This window comes from Nitratireductor indicus C115 (genome assembly GCF_000300515.1).
Classification (GTDB): Bacteria; Pseudomonadota; Alphaproteobacteria; order Rhizobiales; family Rhizobiaceae; genus Nitratireductor; species Nitratireductor indicus.
In genome coordinates, this window is sequence record NZ_AMSI01000009.1 from 25,653 (window position 1) to 41,327 (window position 15,675).

Genomic DNA, 15,675 nt, shown 5'->3' on the forward strand with positions numbered 1-15,675 from the left:
GAGCCCCCGTGGAAGAAGTCTCTTCATCGCCGCCGGCAAAAGAGCCTCCGTCGTGTCTTCGATCATGCGGTTCATGGAAACGCTGACCAAACCATCCCCTCGTTCTTCCGCTTTCATGCGGACGCCAGGCAAGCCCGCCTGATTGCAAAATGCCTAAAGCGTGTCGCGATCTTTCAGATTCGCTTCCTGCGCCTTGAGTTCCTGGTCGCACACATGTCTCTATCCCGGAACCGGTTCCCGCGTCCGCGAGACATGCGTTGATCAAAAAGAAAAAACCCGCGCCAGCCCTGCCAGCGCGGGTTTCCCGAACTAAACCTTGATGCTTCGGGAAGCGCTGGCCTTAGGCGACAGCGCTTTCAAAAGCATTCGGCGTCGTGTCCTTGAGATAGACGAGCGCTTCCTTCGCCTTGCCAACGATGGCGGCGAAAGCCTGCGGCTCGTGCACCGCCATGTCGGCGAGCACCTTGCGGTCGATCTCAATACCGGCCTTGTTCAGACCGTCAATGAGGCGGCCATAGGTCAGGCCGTGCTCGCGCGCGGCGGCGTTGATGCGCTGGATCCACAGGGCGCGGAAATTGCGCTTGCGGTTCTTGCGGTCGCGATAAGCATACTGGAGCGACTTCTCGACAGCCTGCTTCGCGATGCGGATGGTGTTCTTGCGACGGCCATAGAAACCCTTTGCGGCTTTCATGACCTTCTTGTGCTTGGCGTGGGCGGTAACGCCCCTCTTTACGCGTGCCATGACATGATCTCCTTAAAACTGTTCCGGGTTCTGCCGATCAGAAGCTGTAGGGCAGGAACTTCTTCACGATCTTCGTATCGGGATCGGAAAGAACCATCGTGCCCCGCGCATCGCGGATGAACTTCTTGGAACGCTTGATCATGCCGTGGCGCTTGCCTGCGGCACCGACCTTGACCTTGCCGGTGGCGGTAACCTTGAACCGCTTCTTGGCAGAAGACTTCGTCTTCATCTTGGGCATTTTGCTTCTCCGTTCTTCTTGCTCACACCGGTTCGCGGCCGGTTTGCGGTGCAAACTTCGCTTCACCGGATCCAAAAGGACCGTTTCGATGTCGCGTGCTGTGCGGCGTGAGCTCATTCAGCATTAAGAACCGCCACGGCATGCCCTGCCGGACGGTTCGGGAACGCGGCCTTATAGCGGCGGTCCGCCGTTTGCGCAACTCCTGTTTTGCAGTGCGCGAAAGCCGATGCGGCCGCTCAATACATCCTGAACAGGATCGGCAGCATTGCATGTTCCTGGAGATATTCGACAAACTCGAAAGCCGGCATCGCCAGGAAGAAGACGAGACCATCCGAGAGCGTGCGATAAAGACGCTTGGGCAGCACAATCAGCGTTTCAGGGTCCCGGAACAGGCTGGGTTTGGGGAGAAAGGCCGGAACCCGGGCAGCATAGGCATCGTAGCTGGCACCGAATTCCCCGCGCAGGAAAAGCGCCTCGCGCCGCATGGTGACGCTCAGAATAAAGACAGTGATCACGGCGCTGGCAAGTGCCATGACCAGGCTTCCGGTCTGAGCGCCAACGCCCGCAGCACCTACGGACGAAAAGAAATAAAGCGGATTGCGGGTCATCGAATATGGCCCGTCCTGCACAAGCTCGGACGATTTGCGCCCGCCGATATAAAGCGTGCACCACAGGCGTCCGAGAATGGCGATACCGATCAGACCCAGCCCGAAAAGCTCGATGGCTTCCTCGACATTGAAGCCGAAGGGCCGGAAATGCTCCCATCCCGCACGGGTGAAAAGAACAAAGCTGCAAAGGATGATCGCAATGATCCAGAAGCTGGCAATGCGCAGCCTCTGAAACTGCCCGAGAGCAATCTGGTAAATCTGCATCCGCTGGTAATCCCCACACACCGTATCGTAAGCCGGTTAGGGCAAGATTAAGGCACATTTTTGAGCCGCGTGAAAAGACGCAGCACAAACCACCCATGCGAATCGAGGCCCCGCATGCAAACGGACTACGGGAACCGCCGGAGCGGCATCCGCAGCCTGTTCGCATGCGACCTCGCAATGAGATGCTGGGCGTTAGCGCGCCGGCCGGCGCGCATATTAAGGCGGCAGCCGCGTCAGATGCGCGGCGCCAGAACCATCATCATCTGACGGCCTTCGAGCTTGGGCTCGGCTTCGACCTTGGCAATCTCTTCCACTTCCTCGCGCACGCGGTTCAGAAGCTGCATGCCAAGTTCCATATGGGCCATTTCACGGCCACGGAAACGCAGGGTCAGCTTGACCTTGTCGCCTTCCTCGAAGAAGCGGCGCACGGCCTTCATCTTCACCTCATAGTCATGGGTGTCGATGTTCGGACGCATCTTGATCTCCTTGATCTCGATGGTCTTCTGCTTCTTGCGCGCCTCAGCAGCCTTTTTCTGGCTCTGATATTTCATCTTGCCAAGATCACCGATCTTGCAGACGGGCGGTTCGGAATTGGGAGCGATTTCAATGAGGTCGAGACCGGCTTCCTCGGCAGCAGCGAGCGCATCCTCAATGGAAACCACGCCGCGATTGTTGCCTTCGTCGTCGATCAGCTGAACCTTGGGAACCCGGATGTCACGGTTTGCGCGCGGGCCTTCCTTCACTTGGGCCTGCGCTTTGAACGGTCTGCGAATGGTCGTTATCTCCTCGAGTTATTGAACCATCGAATTTCTTGTAGCCGGCGTTCCGCCAGCCCTTAGAGAGGCGTATGTCGTCTCTGCACGCGAAGTGTCAATAGCATATAAAGGTGAAAGAATCACGCCGCCCGTTCTGCATTTGTCGCGAAACGGCCATTTGATGAAGGAGATCGCCATGTCCGGCACGCCGACGAACAGCCAGCCGAACTTCCTGACGGTGGATGGAACCGACATCGCGTATCGGCACCGGGCAGGCAAGGCGCCCGGCATCGTCTGGCTCGGCGGCTACCGTTCCGACATGCTGGGCACCAAGGCGGAAGCGCTGGATGACTGGGCAGCAAAGACCGGGCATTCATTTTTGCGCCACGACTATTCGGGGCATGGCGAATCGGGCGGTGCATTCCACGACGGCACGATCTCGCGTTGGCTTGGTGAGAGTCTGGCGGTTTTCCGCGCCTTCAGCGAAGGGCCGCAGATTCTCGTCGGTTCTTCCATGGGGGCGTGGATCGCACTGCGCATGGTCCAGGAACTCAACCGCGCCGGAGAAGAAAAACGGCTGGCAGGCCTTCTCCTTCTGGCGCCGGCTCCCGATTTCACCATGGAACTGATCGAACCGGAGCTGACGGAGGAGCACCGCAAGGCGCTCGCCGAACAGGGTTTCATGGAAGAACCGTCCGAATATTCCGACGAACCATATATCTACACGCGTGCGCTCTTTGAGGACGGGCTCAACAACCGTGTTCTGACCGGGGTACTCGATACCCATTGCCCCGTGCATATCCTGCAAGGCAAGGCCGATCCGGACGTGCCCTATACCCATGCGATGCGGCTGACAGAGCATCTGCCCGCCGACGATGTTACGCTTTCGCTTGTCTCCGATGGAGATCATCGCCTTTCGCGGCCCCAGGACATCGCCCTGATCCTGCGCACGCTGGAAGGCCTGATCGAGCGCCACAGATAGGCTCTTCGAGGTACGGCGAGACGCAAACGCATTACGAAAAATCCGTTCCTTTCCAATGGGTTCATTGAATCCCTCAGGTTGCATTCTTGAAACCGGGGGTAGCGGTTCCCATTTCGAAATCATGCAACTGCCCGGGAGTTGCACGCTCAAACAAAGGAACGGGTGACCATGACAAACTCTGCTCTTATCCGTCCCGCTTGGACGCCTGCAACGATTGCCCTGATGGTGGTGGGCTTCATGGTGTTTTGGCCGCTCGGCTTCGCCATGCTTGCCTATATCCTGTGGGGCGACCGCCTCGGGGATTTCAAGCGAGACGTGAACCGAAAGACCGACGACTTCTTTGCCGGCTGCCGCCGTGCATCGAACAAGCATGCCTTCACCGGCAACGTGGCCTTCGACGACTGGCGCGACAAGGAGTTGGAGCGCCTTGCCGAGGAACGCCGCAAGCTGGACGAAATGCGTGACGAGTTCGATACCTATGTCCGCGAGTTGCGCCGCGCCAAGGACCAGGAAGATTTCGATCGCTTCATGAACGAACGCAACAGGGGTCGCAAATCCGGCCGCGGCAAGTCCGTGCCCGATATTACCGACGAGGCATAACCGCTTCTGCGGCTTCTCAGGCTGCACGACGATCTGAACGGCATCTCGATGAGATGCCGTTTTCTTTTTGAAATCACGGCAGGGCGATCCCTGCTCCGCCGGCGTGGCGAATCATCTATCCTTGTTTCCATGGCACTTGGTTTTTTCAAACGGATCGGCCTCAAGGTCACCGCCCCGCCGGCCGAACGCGTGCATTGCGTCGCCGGGCGCGAATTGCCGTTGCGTATTGTCGAGAACAGCCGCGCCAAGCGCCTTACATTGCGTATCGAGCCAGGCGGCAAGGGATTGCGCGTCACCGTGCCGCCAGGGCTCGCGCGCTCGCGCCAGGTGGATGAGTTCCTCGACAGGCATGAAGGCTGGCTCACCGAGCGGCTGAAAAAACTGCCCGACCGACCGGTCGTGCGGCCCGGCATCAAGATTCCCGTGCGCGGCAAGCCGCATCTCATCGTGCACGAACCCGAAAAACGCGGCGCTGCCCGTATCGGCGAACGGGATGGCGAGCCTGTCCTCATCGTCTTCGGGGATATCGATCACCTGCCAAAACGGGTTGCGGATTTTCTCAAGCGCGAAGCCAAGCGCGACATCGAGGCGCTGGTGGCCCGTCATACGGCGACGCTCGGCAAGCGGGCCCGCTCCATCCGCTTTCGGGATACCAAGAGCCGCTGGGGCTCGTGCACCTCGGACGGGATCCTCTCCTTTTCATGGCGCATCATGATGGCGCCGGCGCCGGTCATCGATTATCTGGTCGCCCATGAGGTCGCGCATCTGAATGAAATGAACCACAGTGCCCGCTTCTGGAAACTGTGCCGCGAGTTGTGTCCTGAAACAGACCGTTGCAAGGACTGGCTGAAGCGCAACGGAACTGCCTTGCAGGCAATCGGCTTCGAGTGACCCCGGCACCAGCCGCAGCGGGCATCTCCCTCGACTCCGCCGCTTTTTCGTGCCACTTCCCTGTCCATGACACTCGACATCAAGATATGCGGTCTGAAGACGCCCGAAGCGGTGGACGCAGCCCTTGCGGGCGGGGCGAGCCATATCGGTTTCATCTTCTTTGAGAAGAGCCCCCGCAATATAGGCGCTGAAGCCGCAGCCGAGCTGCGTAAACGGGCGCTGGGGAAGGCTCAGGCCGTCGCCGTCAGCGTGGATGCGACGGACGACGTTCTCGACGCGATCGTCGAAACCATGAAGCCCGACATGCTCCAGCTTCACGGCAAGGAAAGCCCGGAACGCGTGCGCGCCGTCAAGGCGCGATACGGTCTCTCCGTGATGAAAGCCTTTTCCATTCGCGATGCCGCCGATATTGCCGGCATCGAACCCTATCGCGGCGTCGCGGACCGGTTTCTTTTCGATGCCAAACCGCCCAAAGGCTCCGAGCTTCCGGGCGGCAACGGCATCGCCTTCGACTGGCGGTTGCTCAGCGGACTTGACGATAAGGTTGATTACATGCTTTCGGGTGGCCTGAACGCGGCCAATATCGGCGCTGCCCTCAGCGCCGTGTCGCCGCGTGGCATAGATATCTCGTCGGGCGTGGAAAGCGCGCCGGGCGAAAAGAACCCGGATCTGATACGCGAATTCTTCAGCGCCGTGCGGGCGGCGCTTGCGAATGATGCGGCTCTGACATGAGGAGAGCGCTTTGAACAAGCCGGCCGAGCTCAATTCCTTCCGTAGCGGTCCCGACGAGTCGGGCATGTTCGGCATCTTTGGCGGCCGCTTCGTCGCCGAGACGCTGATGCCGCTCATTCTCGATCTCGAGAAGCATTGGAACGAGGCCAAGAACGATCCTGCTTTCCGCGCCGAGCTCGACAATCTGGGCAAGCATTATACGGGTCGTCCCTCGCCGCTCTATTATGCCGAGCGGCTGAGCGAACATCTCGGCGGGGCCAAGATCTATTTCAAGCGCGAAGACCTCAACCACACCGGCTCGCATAAGATCAACAACTGTCTCGGACAGATTCTGCTTGCCAAGCGCATGGGCAAGACCCGCATTATCGCCGAAACGGGCGCGGGTCAGCACGGTGTCGCCTCGGCCACCGTTTCGGCGCGCTTCGGCCTGCCTTGTGTGGTCTATATGGGCGCCACAGACGTGGAACGGCAAAAGCCCAACGTCTTCCGCATGAACCTTCTCGGAGCGCAGGTGAAGCCGGTTTCTGCTGGCCACGGTACGCTCAAGGACGCGATGAACGAGGCGCTCCGCGACTGGGTCACGAATGTCGAGGATACCTATTACCTGATCGGCACGGCTGCTGGCCCCCACCCCTATCCCGAGATGGTGCGCGAACTGCAATCGGTGATCGGTATCGAGGCGCGCGCCCAGATTCTGGAACAGGAAGGGCGCCTTCCTGATGCGATCGTGGCGGCGGTCGGCGGCGGATCGAACGCCATCGGCCTTTTCCATGCCTTCCTGGACGACCGCGATGTCGCCATCCATGGCGTGGAAGCAGGCGGCCATGGCCTGCAGGGCGACGAGCACTGCGCCTCCATGACAGCGGGGCGCCCGGGCGTCCTGCACGGCAACCGCACCTATCTTCTGCAGAACGAAGACGGTCAGATTCTCGACGGTCACTCAATTTCGGCCGGCCTTGATTATCCCGGCGTCGGCCCCGAGCACAGCTGGCTCAAGGATTCGGGCCGCGTCACCTATACGCCCGTGCTCGATGAAGAGGCGCTGGAGGCCTTCCAGCTGACCACCCGCATCGAGGGCATCATTCCCGCGCTTGAATCGGCCCACGCCATCGCCGAAGCCATCAAGCTGGCCCCCAAGATGGGCAAGGATCAGATCATGATCGTCAACTTCTCCGGGCGCGGCGACAAGGACGTCCACACCGTCGGCAAGATGCTTGGCATGGAAATCTGAGACGCGAATTTCTGGCAGGGCGCGGCCCTCGCGCCCCGCAGCTTCGGTGTCGAGCGCTGAAGCCGTTGCAGCAACAGGAATGCAAGACGGCGTGGGGGCGCCGCGCTGGATGAACGAGGACAAAAGACCATCATGACCACCCGCATCGACCGACGTTTCGCACGCCTGAAGGAAGAAAACCGGCCGGCGCTCGTTACCTATTTCATGGGTGGCGACCCCGATTACGACACCGCGCTTTCCATCATGAAGGCGCTGCCGGAAGCCGGCAGCGACGTGATCGAACTCGGCATGCCCTTCTCCGACCCCATGGCGGACGGGCCAGCTATCCAGGCTGCAGGACTGCGCGCCCTGAAAAGCGGACAGACGCTGCGCAAGACCTTGCAGATGGCGCGCGATTTCCGGACCGGCGACGACGATACGCCCATCGTCATGATGGGCTATTACAATCCGATCTATGTCTATGGCGTGGAGCGTTTCCTCGTGGACGCGAAGGAAGCGGGCATCGACGGTCTCATCATCGTCGACCTGCCGCCGGAGATGGACCAGGAACTGTGCGTGCCGGCGCTGAGGGCCGGGCTGAATTTCATCCGCCTCGCCACCCCCACAACCGATGAAGAGCGCCTGCCCACAGTTCTTCAGAATACGTCGGGCTTCGTCTACTATGTGTCGATGACGGGCGTGACCGGGTCGGCGCTGCCCGATACCAGCCGCGTTTCGGGTGCGGTAAAGCGCATCAAGGAGCATACGGATCTGCCGGTCTGCGTCGGCTTCGGCGTCAAGACCGCGCGTCAGGCCAAGGCCATTGGCGAGGCCGCCGACGGCGTGGTTGTCGGTACGGCGATCGTGGCGGCGATCGCCCAGTGCTATGATCCGGAGGGAAAGCAGCTCGCCGATCCTGCCGAGGCGGTCGCCACACTCGTGCGCGGCCTTGCCGACGGCGTCCGCGAAGCGCGCCTTGCTCCTGCCCGATAGACGCGCCAACCTGCGATACCCGTCTCAGATCATGAGAAAGAAGGCACAGCAATGAACTGGATCACCAGCTACGTCCGGCCGAAGATCAACTCGATGCTCGGTCGCCGTGACATGCCGGAGAACCTCTGGATCAAGGATCCGGATACCGGCGAGATGGTCTTTCACAAGGACTTGGAGGAAAATCTCTGGGTCATCCCGGCTTCCGGCCATCACATGAAGATTTCCGCGCGCGAGCGGCTGAAATCCTTTTTCGACGATGGCGCCTACGAGTTGCTGGAAAGCCCGAAGGCCGCTATCGATCCGCTGAAATTCCGCGACGAACGCCGCTACACCGATCGCCTGCGCGATGCGAAGGCCAAGACGGGCATGGAAGATGCCGTGCTCAGCGGCGTCGGCAAGGTCGAGGGGCTGGAGCTTCTTGCCACCGTACAGGACTTCGCCTTCATGGGCGGTTCGCTGGGCATGGCTGCCGGAGAGGCGATCATCCGCGGCTTCGAGACCGCGCTGGAACGTCGCCTGCCGCTGGTGCTGTTCGCCGCCTCGGGCGGGGCGCGCATGCAGGAAGGCATATTGTCTCTCATGCAGCTGCCGCGCACCACTGTTGCGCTCGACCGCCTCAAGGAGGCGGGCCTGCCCTATATTGTCGTGCTCACCAATCCGACCACGGGCGGCGTGACCGCTTCCTACGCCATGCTGGGCGATGTGCACATCGCAGAGCCGGGTGCGCTGATCGGTTTTGCCGGGCCTCGCGTGATCGAGCAGACCATTCGCGAAAAGCTTCCGGAAGGCTTCCAGCGCGCGGAGTATCTCAAGGAGCACGGCATGGTCGACATGGTCGTGTCGCGTCTTGAGATGCGCGAGACCATCGCGCGATTGCTCAAGATCCTGCTGAAGGAAAAGGTGGCTGAAACGCCCGTTGCCCTGGAACCCGCCGAAGACGTGTTGTCTGCCGATGCGAATGATGAAACCGTCACGGTTGAGAAGCCGGAGGCGTGACCGGGCAGGCAGGGTGCCAGCAATGCCTTTCCGCCTCATGAGGTGATACGGAAATGACCACTGTTTCCGCGGCCGAGCGAGAGATCGAGCGCCTTTTGTCGCTGCACCCGAAAGGGTTCGACCTGTCGCTCGACCGCATCAGGCGCCTGCTCGACCGGTTGGGCAATCCCGAGCGGCGGATGCCGCCCGTCATTCACATTGCCGGAACGAACGGCAAGGGTTCGGCAACCGCTTTCGCCCGCGCGGCGCTGGAAGCTTCCGGCCGGATCGTGCACGTCCACACGTCGCCTCACCTCGTACGCTGGCACGAGCGGTACCGTATCGGCGAGGATGGCGGCGGAAAGCTGGTGGAAGATGCGGTTCTCGCTGACGCGGTGGCACGCGTCGCAAAGGCCAATGGCGGCGAGCCGATCACCGTTTTTGAAATCCTGACGGCTGTCACCTTCGTGCTTTTCTCTGAAGATCCCGCCGACGCGGCGATCATCGAGGTGGGGCTCGGCGGCCGCTACGACGCCACCAATGTCATCGAGAAGCCGGCTGTGAGCCTGATCATGCCGATCTCGCTCGACCACGAGGCCTATCTCGGCGACCGGGTGGAGCTGATCGCCGCGGAAAAGGCGGGCATCATCAAGCGCGGCTGCCCGGCGGTGGTGGGGCAACAGCCCTTCGACGCGGCCCGCGAGGTTCTGGCCGACACGGCGGAACGGCTTGCGTGCCCGCTTTCGATCTATGGCGAGGATTTTCTCGCCTTCGAGGAAAATGGCCGCATGGTCTATCAGGACCATGATTGCCTTTTCGACCTGCCGCTGCCACGGCTTGCCGGCCGGCATCAGATCGCCAATGCGGCCGCAGCACTGGCGGCAGTGAAAGCGGCGGGCTTTCCCGTGAGCCTGCGCACTGCTGAAGCCGCCATGGAACGCGTCTCATGGCCGGGGCGCATGCAACGCCTGGCTCCAGGGCCGCTTGCCGAGCTTGCGCCGAAGGGGGCCGAGATATGGATCGACGGCGGCCACAATCCAGGTGCGGGAGAAGCCATCGCCGAAGCACTGGCCGCTGAAGAGGATCGCTCGCCGCGACCGCTTTTCCTGATTGCCGGCATGATCAATACGAAGGACCAGCGCGGCTACTTTCGCGCCTTCGAGGGCATGGCGCGGCATGTCTATACTGTGCCGGTGGACTCCAGCGATGCGGGCGTCCCCAATGCCGAGCTTGCCGCCCGCGCCATGGAGGCCGGCCTTTCGGCCGAACCCGTGCATTCAGTCGCCAATGCGCTGATGCTCCTTCGCGATACGCTCGACCGTGGTCGCGACGGCACAGAGCCGCCGCCTCGCATCCTTATCTGCGGTTCGCTTTACCTGATCGGTTCGGTTCTGGCCGAGAACAACACCCCGCCCGTTTGAAGGTCTGCCTGAGACAGGCTTCATGGCACAGGCCTTGCGCGCTGTTGCCGCCCGATCGCAAATGCCGTCAGCCTCGCCGCCAGCGACGACCCTGGGTTTCCACGCCAAATCGAACGGGTGTGCGTGCGAAGGCGGCGAGCCCGCTCAAGGCCGCCATCGGGTGCGTGATGACATAGGTCGGGATATCGCGCATCAGGGCTTCGTGAGGAGCCTTGTCCTCGAAAGCTGCACGGAACTTGCCGTTCTTCAGCGTCGGCACGATCTTCTGGGCGATGCCACCCGTCAGATAGACGCCGCCACGGCTCATGAAGATGAGCGCCATATCACCCGCGAGCCGACCAAGATAAGTCACGAAAAGATCGAGCGTTTCGACCGCAACAGGATCGACGCCCGAAAGCCCCGCCCCTGTGATCTCGGCGGGCGTTTCGTAGCTTGCGTCCTTGCCATCCGCCCGGGCTATTGCGCGGTAGAGGTTGACGAGGCCGCGACCGCACAGGATTTGCTCCGCGGAAACACGGCCCTCGATGCGCTCGATATGCGGAAAGATTTCCAGGTCGCGCTCGGTGCGAGGGCCAAGATCGACGTGGCCGCCTTCACCGGGAACGGGAAACCAGGTGTGTTGCGCATGGACGAGGCCAGCCATGCCAAGACCTGTTCCGGGGCCGAGCACCACACGGCTGCCGGTGGCTTCAGTCCTGCCGGGGCAAACCATTTCCAGATGCTCGTCGCCAAGCGCAACCGAGGCCAGCGCCTGAGCCTCGAAGTCGTTGATGACGACGATGTCGGAAATGCCCATCGTTTCCATCATCTGGCGCGGTCGGACGACCCAGCCGCAATTCGTCAGGTCTATCTCATCGCCATCCACCGGACCGGCAACCGCCAGCACGGCCGAGCGCGGAAGGATGGAGGTACGGTCCAGAATGGCCGACTGGATCGCTTCATCGATCGTTTCGTAATCAGCCGTCTGGACGACGGGAAACGTCTTCGGTTCGGCGTTGGAATCCAGAAGGATCGCAAAGCGGGCATTGGTGCCGCCGATATCGCCGATCAGAACCGGGAATCTGAGTGCTGCGTCGTTTTCGTTTCTGAAATGCATGGCGATGGTCAAATCCCGTCCCGGCTCCTCCGGCGCCCGATCCACCCAGCCAGGCGCGCAATCCCTTTGCCTTTCCGCATCGATGCGGATGTCAGGCAAAACCGCCCGACTGCAAACGCTCCTAGCGGCTTAAATCGATTGAAGCGCCGTGGCAAGCGACCGCGCCGCAAAACGCGGCGCGCAGCCGCGTTTTTTCGCCCTGTGAAGACGTGAGGGTTATTGCAAGGCTGGCCGTTCGCTCGGACGCGGCACCTGATTGGCCGGCATGGATGACAATATGCTGGCCGGATCTTCTGCTTGATACCCCAGAACGGGAAGAGGCGCGGAAGCGGCCTGCGATGCCCCTCCCTCACCCGTCATCGTGACGGCCATCTCGGAGGCAGGCGCCGCAGCGCTCAAAACGGAACGGCAGGCAGAAGGCAGGGCGGCCATGGTCATGACATCGCGCGCCTTCGGTTTGGCCGGTCCCTTGGCCGGGCGCCAGGGCTCATCGGTGAACCACCAGTCAAGCGATTTGTCGCAACCGTCTCCCGGCGGCGGGGCGGCCTGCGCCTTGCAACCAGTGGAGCCGGCGGGGCAGGCTATGCGCAGATGGAAGTGATAATAATGCCCCCAGAAGGGACGCACCTTGCGCAGCCAGCTCCGATCACCACGTACCGTATCGCACAGTTTCTTCTTGATCCCGGGGTGAACGAGAATGCGTTCCACCTGCGGATAGCTTGCCGCCCGACGCAGAACGGCCTCATGCGCCGGCGTCCATTTACGGTCGTCCACATAAAGCGAATCGCCCTTGAGCATGGACACCGCACTGACATTCTCCCGCTCCGAATTGGTGAAGCGGCGCGAAGGCATGGGGGTAAACCAGATATCGGCGTCCAGGCCGATCTGGTGGGACGCGTGGCCCGTCAGCATGGGACCGCCACGCGGTTGGGAAATATCACCCACAAGAAGGCCGTTCCAGCCGTCCTGTGCAGCCTCGCGAGACAGGCGTTCGAGCGTGGCGATCAGCTGCGGATGCCCCCAGCGACGGTTGCGCGAAAGGCGCATCGCCTGCCAGTGGGGGCCATCCTTGGCTATCGCCATGCCGCCGGAAAAACATCCCTTGGAATAGAACCCGAAAGATTGGGGCGCCGTGGCTGCCGGCAATTTCTGGGCACCGAAAAGCTCCTTGGCCAATGGCTCGGCGCCGGCCGGTGCCGCATAGGCGGTCAGGCCGACCAAAGCCGCTGCAACAAGCTTCAACAGGCTTGGGAATCGCATCTCTTCCTCGTTGTGAACCCGCCCTTCCAAGCGTGCATCATAACACAGACAGCGATTCGCCGCTGCCCACCGGCGGCACGCTTCAGGAATTTTCAGCGCGCCAGTTTCCCTCCGCCCACATGGCGTCCAGGGCTGCTCGATAGTCGGGATGGCGCATGCGATAGCCGGTCGCCTTGAGACGCGCATTGGAAGCCCGCTTGCATTCGCCATAAAAGGACAGCGCCATGGGACCGAGCCCTGCTTCCTCGAACGGCGTTTCAGGCGGCGGCTCGATGCCCATCAGGCGAGCGGCATATGTCACCACGTCGGGTGCCGGCGAAGGCGCATCGTCGGTGACATTGAATATACCGCGTTCAAACCGGCGCGCCAGATGCGCGGTTGCGCCGGCAATGTCGTCGGCATGGATGCGATTGAAAACCTGGCCCGGCTTGACGATGCGCTGGGCTTTTCCTGCGGCGAGATTTGCGAAGGCGTTGCGGCCTGGGCCGTAAATGCCCGACAGGCGCAGGACCGCAACGGGCAGACCTGTCTCTTCACCCAGGCGCAGCCATTCCTCTTCCACCTCGAGGCGCTTTCTGGACCGCTCGGAAACGGGATTGCAGGAGCTGGTCTCATCCACCCAACCGCCCGCATGATCGCCATAAACGCCGATCGTGGAGAGATAGCAAATCCACTTCAACGCCGGCATGGCGCCCTTGATGGTTTCGCGCGCGACATTGAGGACCGGGTCCCCGTTCTGTTCCGGCGCGATGCTCACCACGAGATGCGTGGTGTGGGAAAGCGCTTCCGCCGCGCTTTGCGAGAGGTTCGAACCATCGAAGACAAATGGTGTGATCCCGGCGGCTTCAAGCACACCGAATTTCGCCTTGTCGCGCGTCGTACCGCCTACAAAATCGGTGACCTCGGCCAGCTCCCTGGCGATGGCACGTCCAGAATATCCCGCGCCGAATATGAAAAATGTCTTGGTCATTATTGTTTTCTCCACTCAGCCCGCACCGCCAAATCCTCTTCCGATGCATACAAACGCTCTGCGAGCCTGGCAAATTCTTGCGGGGCGAGAAGTTGCTCCAGTGCCCAGACCGCAGCGCCGCGCACCAACGGCGAAGGATCCGAAGCCAGTTCCTCGCAACGGGCGGCGAGCCCGTCGTCACGGGAATTTCCAGCGGCAATCAACACATTGCGGATGAAGCGGTCGCGCCCGATGCGTTTGACGGGTGAGCCGGAGAAAAGCGTCCGGAAAGCCGGATCGTCGAGCAGCAGCAGATCGGCCAGCGCCGGTTCGTTCAGATCGTCACGCGCCTTGAGTTTGGCTTCGGCCGCCGTGACGGCGAACTTGTTCCATGGACAAACGGCCAGGCAATCGTCGCAGCCGTAAATCCGGTTTCCCATGCGGGCTCGAAAAGCGCGGGGAATAGGGCCCTTGTGCTCAATAGTGAGATAGGAAATGCAGCGCCGCGCATCGAGCTGATACGGCGCGGGGAAAGCATCGGTCGGGCAAATGTCGAGGCAGGCGCGGCAGGAGCCGCAGTGATCGCGCTCCGGCTCGTCAGCTGCAAGCCGCGCCGTGGTGAAGATCGAGCCCAGGAAAAGCCAGGAGCCGAAATCACGACTTACCAGATTGGTGTGCTTGCCCTGCCAACCAAGCCCCGCTTCCCTGGCGAGAGGCTTTTCCATCACGGGCGCGGTGTCGACGAAGACCTTCACGTCCTCCCTGGTGCGTGCAGCGAGTTTGCCGGCAAGCTGCTTCAGCTTGCCCTTGACCACATCATGGTAGTCTCGGTTGCGCGCATAGACGGAGATCGATGCCTTGTCCGGCTTGTCCAGAAGAGCGAGCGGATTTTCGTCGGGGCCGTAATTCATGCCCAGCATGATGACGGAACGGACCTCCGGCCACAGATCGCGCGGATGCGCCCGGCGGTCTGCGGTATCCTCCATCCATAGCATGGTGCCGTGGCGGCCTTCGTCCAGAAAGTGGCGCAACTCTACCGCGCGCGAAGGCGCTTCCTCCGCAGAGGCTATCGCCACGGCATCGAAGCCCACCGCACGAGCCTCCTTTTCGATGAAGGCGCGAAGCCGGTCGGCCTCAGCGCCGGACATCAGAAATCCAGATCCGCATAGTGCGAAACAGGCGTGAGCCCACGCACGCGGTCGGCCAGTATGGGACGGAAGGACGGGCGTGATTTCATACGGCTGTACCAGTCGCGGGCCGCCGGGAAATCATGCCACTCGACCTCGCCCAGATAATCGAGAACCGACAGGGCGCCAGCCGCAGCAAGGTCGGCATAGGATAGTCGTTTGCCGGCAAGCCAGTCGCGCGTCCCCGCGAGCCAGTTTGTGTATTTCATGTGCTGACGCACATTGGCGCGGGCGGCGCGAATGGCGGCAGAATCCGGCGATCCGCCCCCTTCGGCCCCCGCCATATGCGGTTTCAGGGCGCGCTCGCGCACCAGATGGCGCGTCACATCGGCATCGGCCTTGACCAGATACCAATCGATAAGCCGGCGAATTTCGGCTCGCTGGATGGGGTCTTCCGCCATCAGGCGCTTTTCACGCTTCAGCGCACCGCGGGTCTCGTCCAGATATTCGGAAATGACGGTTGCGCCGACCACGGGCTGGTCGCCCTCGGCCAGAAGCACGGGGATGGTTCCAGCCGGATTGAGCGCCAGGAACTCCTCGCGGCGCGCCCAGGGGCGCTCCTCGATCAGGACAAGTTCCTCGCCATATTCGCCAAAGGCGAGGCGCACGAAACGACAGGAGGCGTAGAGGGGGTGGTGAAACAACGTCAGCATGCAGCGACTTCTAACGCAAAGCTCTGGCCATTTCATGGCCGTGGCGGTAATTCTCGAACCGACTGATTCCGGGAGTTCTTCTCCAGCTATAGGTGGAGACTGTCGGCCTGACAAGCGAC

General features: G+C 61.6%; 17 protein-coding genes. 8 read left to right on the forward strand and 9 right to left on the reverse strand.

What is annotated here, in order from left to right; all coding sequences use genetic code 11:
* Positions 1 to 340: 340 nt before the first annotated feature.
* The 4 genes from rplT to infC all read right to left on the reverse strand — a co-directional run bounded on the left by rplT (position 341) and on the right by infC (position 2,625).
* Positions 341 to 742: a 50S ribosomal protein L20 gene (rplT, locus tag NA8A_RS13790; protein WP_009450931.1), complete on the reverse strand. Its 402-nt coding sequence runs from the start codon at positions 740 to 742 to the stop codon at positions 341 to 343.
* Positions 743 to 779: 37 nt separating this feature from the next.
* Positions 780 to 980, reverse strand: coding sequence for a 50S ribosomal protein L35 (gene rpmI, locus NA8A_RS13795; RefSeq protein ID WP_009450932.1), 201 nt, complete (start codon positions 978 to 980; stop codon positions 780 to 782).
* Between the two features lie 236 nt (positions 981 to 1,216).
* The gene (locus NA8A_RS13800) at positions 1,217 to 1,852 is read right to left on the reverse strand and encodes a methyltransferase family protein (RefSeq protein ID WP_009450933.1); all 636 of its coding nucleotides are present in this window, start codon (positions 1,850 to 1,852) and stop codon (positions 1,217 to 1,219) included.
* A 233-nt stretch (positions 1,853 to 2,085) separates the two neighbouring features.
* A complete protein-coding gene (gene infC, locus NA8A_RS13805; RefSeq protein WP_040672623.1) occupies positions 2,086 to 2,625 on the reverse strand; it encodes a translation initiation factor IF-3 in 540 nt (179 codons plus the stop codon).
* Between the two features lie 178 nt (positions 2,626 to 2,803).
* Here infC and NA8A_RS13810 point away from each other — a divergent pair, with 178 nt between their 5' ends.
* From NA8A_RS13810 to NA8A_RS13845, 8 genes are all read left to right on the forward strand, one after another.
* Positions 2,804 to 3,589, forward strand: a complete 786-nt coding sequence (locus NA8A_RS13810) for an alpha/beta hydrolase (protein ID WP_040672658.1) — start codon at positions 2,804 to 2,806, stop codon at positions 3,587 to 3,589.
* A 168-nt stretch (positions 3,590 to 3,757) separates the two neighbouring features.
* Positions 3,758 to 4,189 carry a DUF2852 domain-containing protein gene (locus NA8A_RS13815; RefSeq protein WP_009450936.1) on the forward strand — a complete coding sequence of 144 codons (432 nt, stop codon included), beginning with the start codon at positions 3,758 to 3,760 and terminating at the stop codon, positions 4,187 to 4,189.
* A gap of 129 nt (positions 4,190 to 4,318) precedes the next feature.
* On the forward strand, positions 4,319 to 5,080 hold the full coding sequence (locus NA8A_RS13820; RefSeq protein WP_009450937.1) for a M48 family metallopeptidase: 762 nt from the start codon (positions 4,319 to 4,321) through the stop codon (positions 5,078 to 5,080).
* A 66-nt stretch (positions 5,081 to 5,146) separates the two neighbouring features.
* Positions 5,147 to 5,812, forward strand: a complete 666-nt coding sequence (locus tag NA8A_RS13825; RefSeq protein ID WP_009450938.1) for a phosphoribosylanthranilate isomerase — start codon at positions 5,147 to 5,149, stop codon at positions 5,810 to 5,812.
* A gap of 10 nt (positions 5,813 to 5,822) precedes the next feature.
* Positions 5,823 to 7,043, forward strand: a complete 1,221-nt coding sequence (gene trpB / locus NA8A_RS13830; RefSeq protein WP_009450939.1) for a tryptophan synthase subunit beta — start codon at positions 5,823 to 5,825, stop codon at positions 7,041 to 7,043.
* A gap of 132 nt (positions 7,044 to 7,175) precedes the next feature.
* Positions 7,176 to 8,015: a tryptophan synthase subunit alpha gene (trpA, locus tag NA8A_RS13835; protein ID WP_009450940.1), complete on the forward strand. Its 840-nt coding sequence runs from the start codon at positions 7,176 to 7,178 to the stop codon at positions 8,013 to 8,015.
* A 51-nt stretch (positions 8,016 to 8,066) separates the two neighbouring features.
* On the forward strand, positions 8,067 to 9,011 hold the full coding sequence (accD, locus tag NA8A_RS13840) for an acetyl-CoA carboxylase, carboxyltransferase subunit beta (RefSeq protein WP_009450941.1): 945 nt from the start codon (positions 8,067 to 8,069) through the stop codon (positions 9,009 to 9,011).
* A 53-nt stretch (positions 9,012 to 9,064) separates the two neighbouring features.
* Complete coding sequence (locus NA8A_RS13845) at positions 9,065 to 10,411, forward strand: bifunctional folylpolyglutamate synthase/dihydrofolate synthase (protein ID WP_009450942.1); 1,347 nt, start codon at positions 9,065 to 9,067, stop codon at positions 10,409 to 10,411.
* 67 nt (positions 10,412 to 10,478) lie between these two features.
* Here NA8A_RS13845 and NA8A_RS13850 read toward each other — a convergent pair whose 3' ends face one another.
* The 5 genes from NA8A_RS13850 to NA8A_RS13870 all read right to left on the reverse strand — a co-directional run bounded on the left by NA8A_RS13850 (position 10,479) and on the right by NA8A_RS13870 (position 15,556).
* Positions 10,479 to 11,507, reverse strand: a complete 1,029-nt coding sequence (locus NA8A_RS13850) for a glucokinase (RefSeq protein WP_040672662.1) — start codon at positions 11,505 to 11,507, stop codon at positions 10,479 to 10,481.
* Positions 11,508 to 11,723: 216 nt separating this feature from the next.
* The gene (mepA, locus tag NA8A_RS13855) at positions 11,724 to 12,767 is read right to left on the reverse strand and encodes a penicillin-insensitive murein endopeptidase (RefSeq protein WP_009450944.1); all 1,044 of its coding nucleotides are present in this window, start codon (positions 12,765 to 12,767) and stop codon (positions 11,724 to 11,726) included.
* Between the two features lie 82 nt (positions 12,768 to 12,849).
* Complete coding sequence (locus NA8A_RS13860; protein WP_009450945.1) at positions 12,850 to 13,737, reverse strand: SDR family oxidoreductase; 888 nt, start codon at positions 13,735 to 13,737, stop codon at positions 12,850 to 12,852.
* Positions 13,737 to 14,864 carry a tRNA epoxyqueuosine(34) reductase QueG gene (gene queG, locus NA8A_RS13865; protein WP_009450946.1) on the reverse strand — a complete coding sequence of 376 codons (1,128 nt, stop codon included), beginning with the start codon at positions 14,862 to 14,864 and terminating at the stop codon, positions 13,737 to 13,739. Before queG ends, NA8A_RS13860 begins: the two co-directional genes overlap by 1 nt.
* On the reverse strand, positions 14,864 to 15,556 hold the full coding sequence (locus NA8A_RS13870; protein WP_009450947.1) for a glutathione S-transferase family protein: 693 nt from the start codon (positions 15,554 to 15,556) through the stop codon (positions 14,864 to 14,866). Before NA8A_RS13870 ends, queG begins: the two co-directional genes overlap by 1 nt.
* Positions 15,557 to 15,675 lie beyond the last annotated feature (119 nt).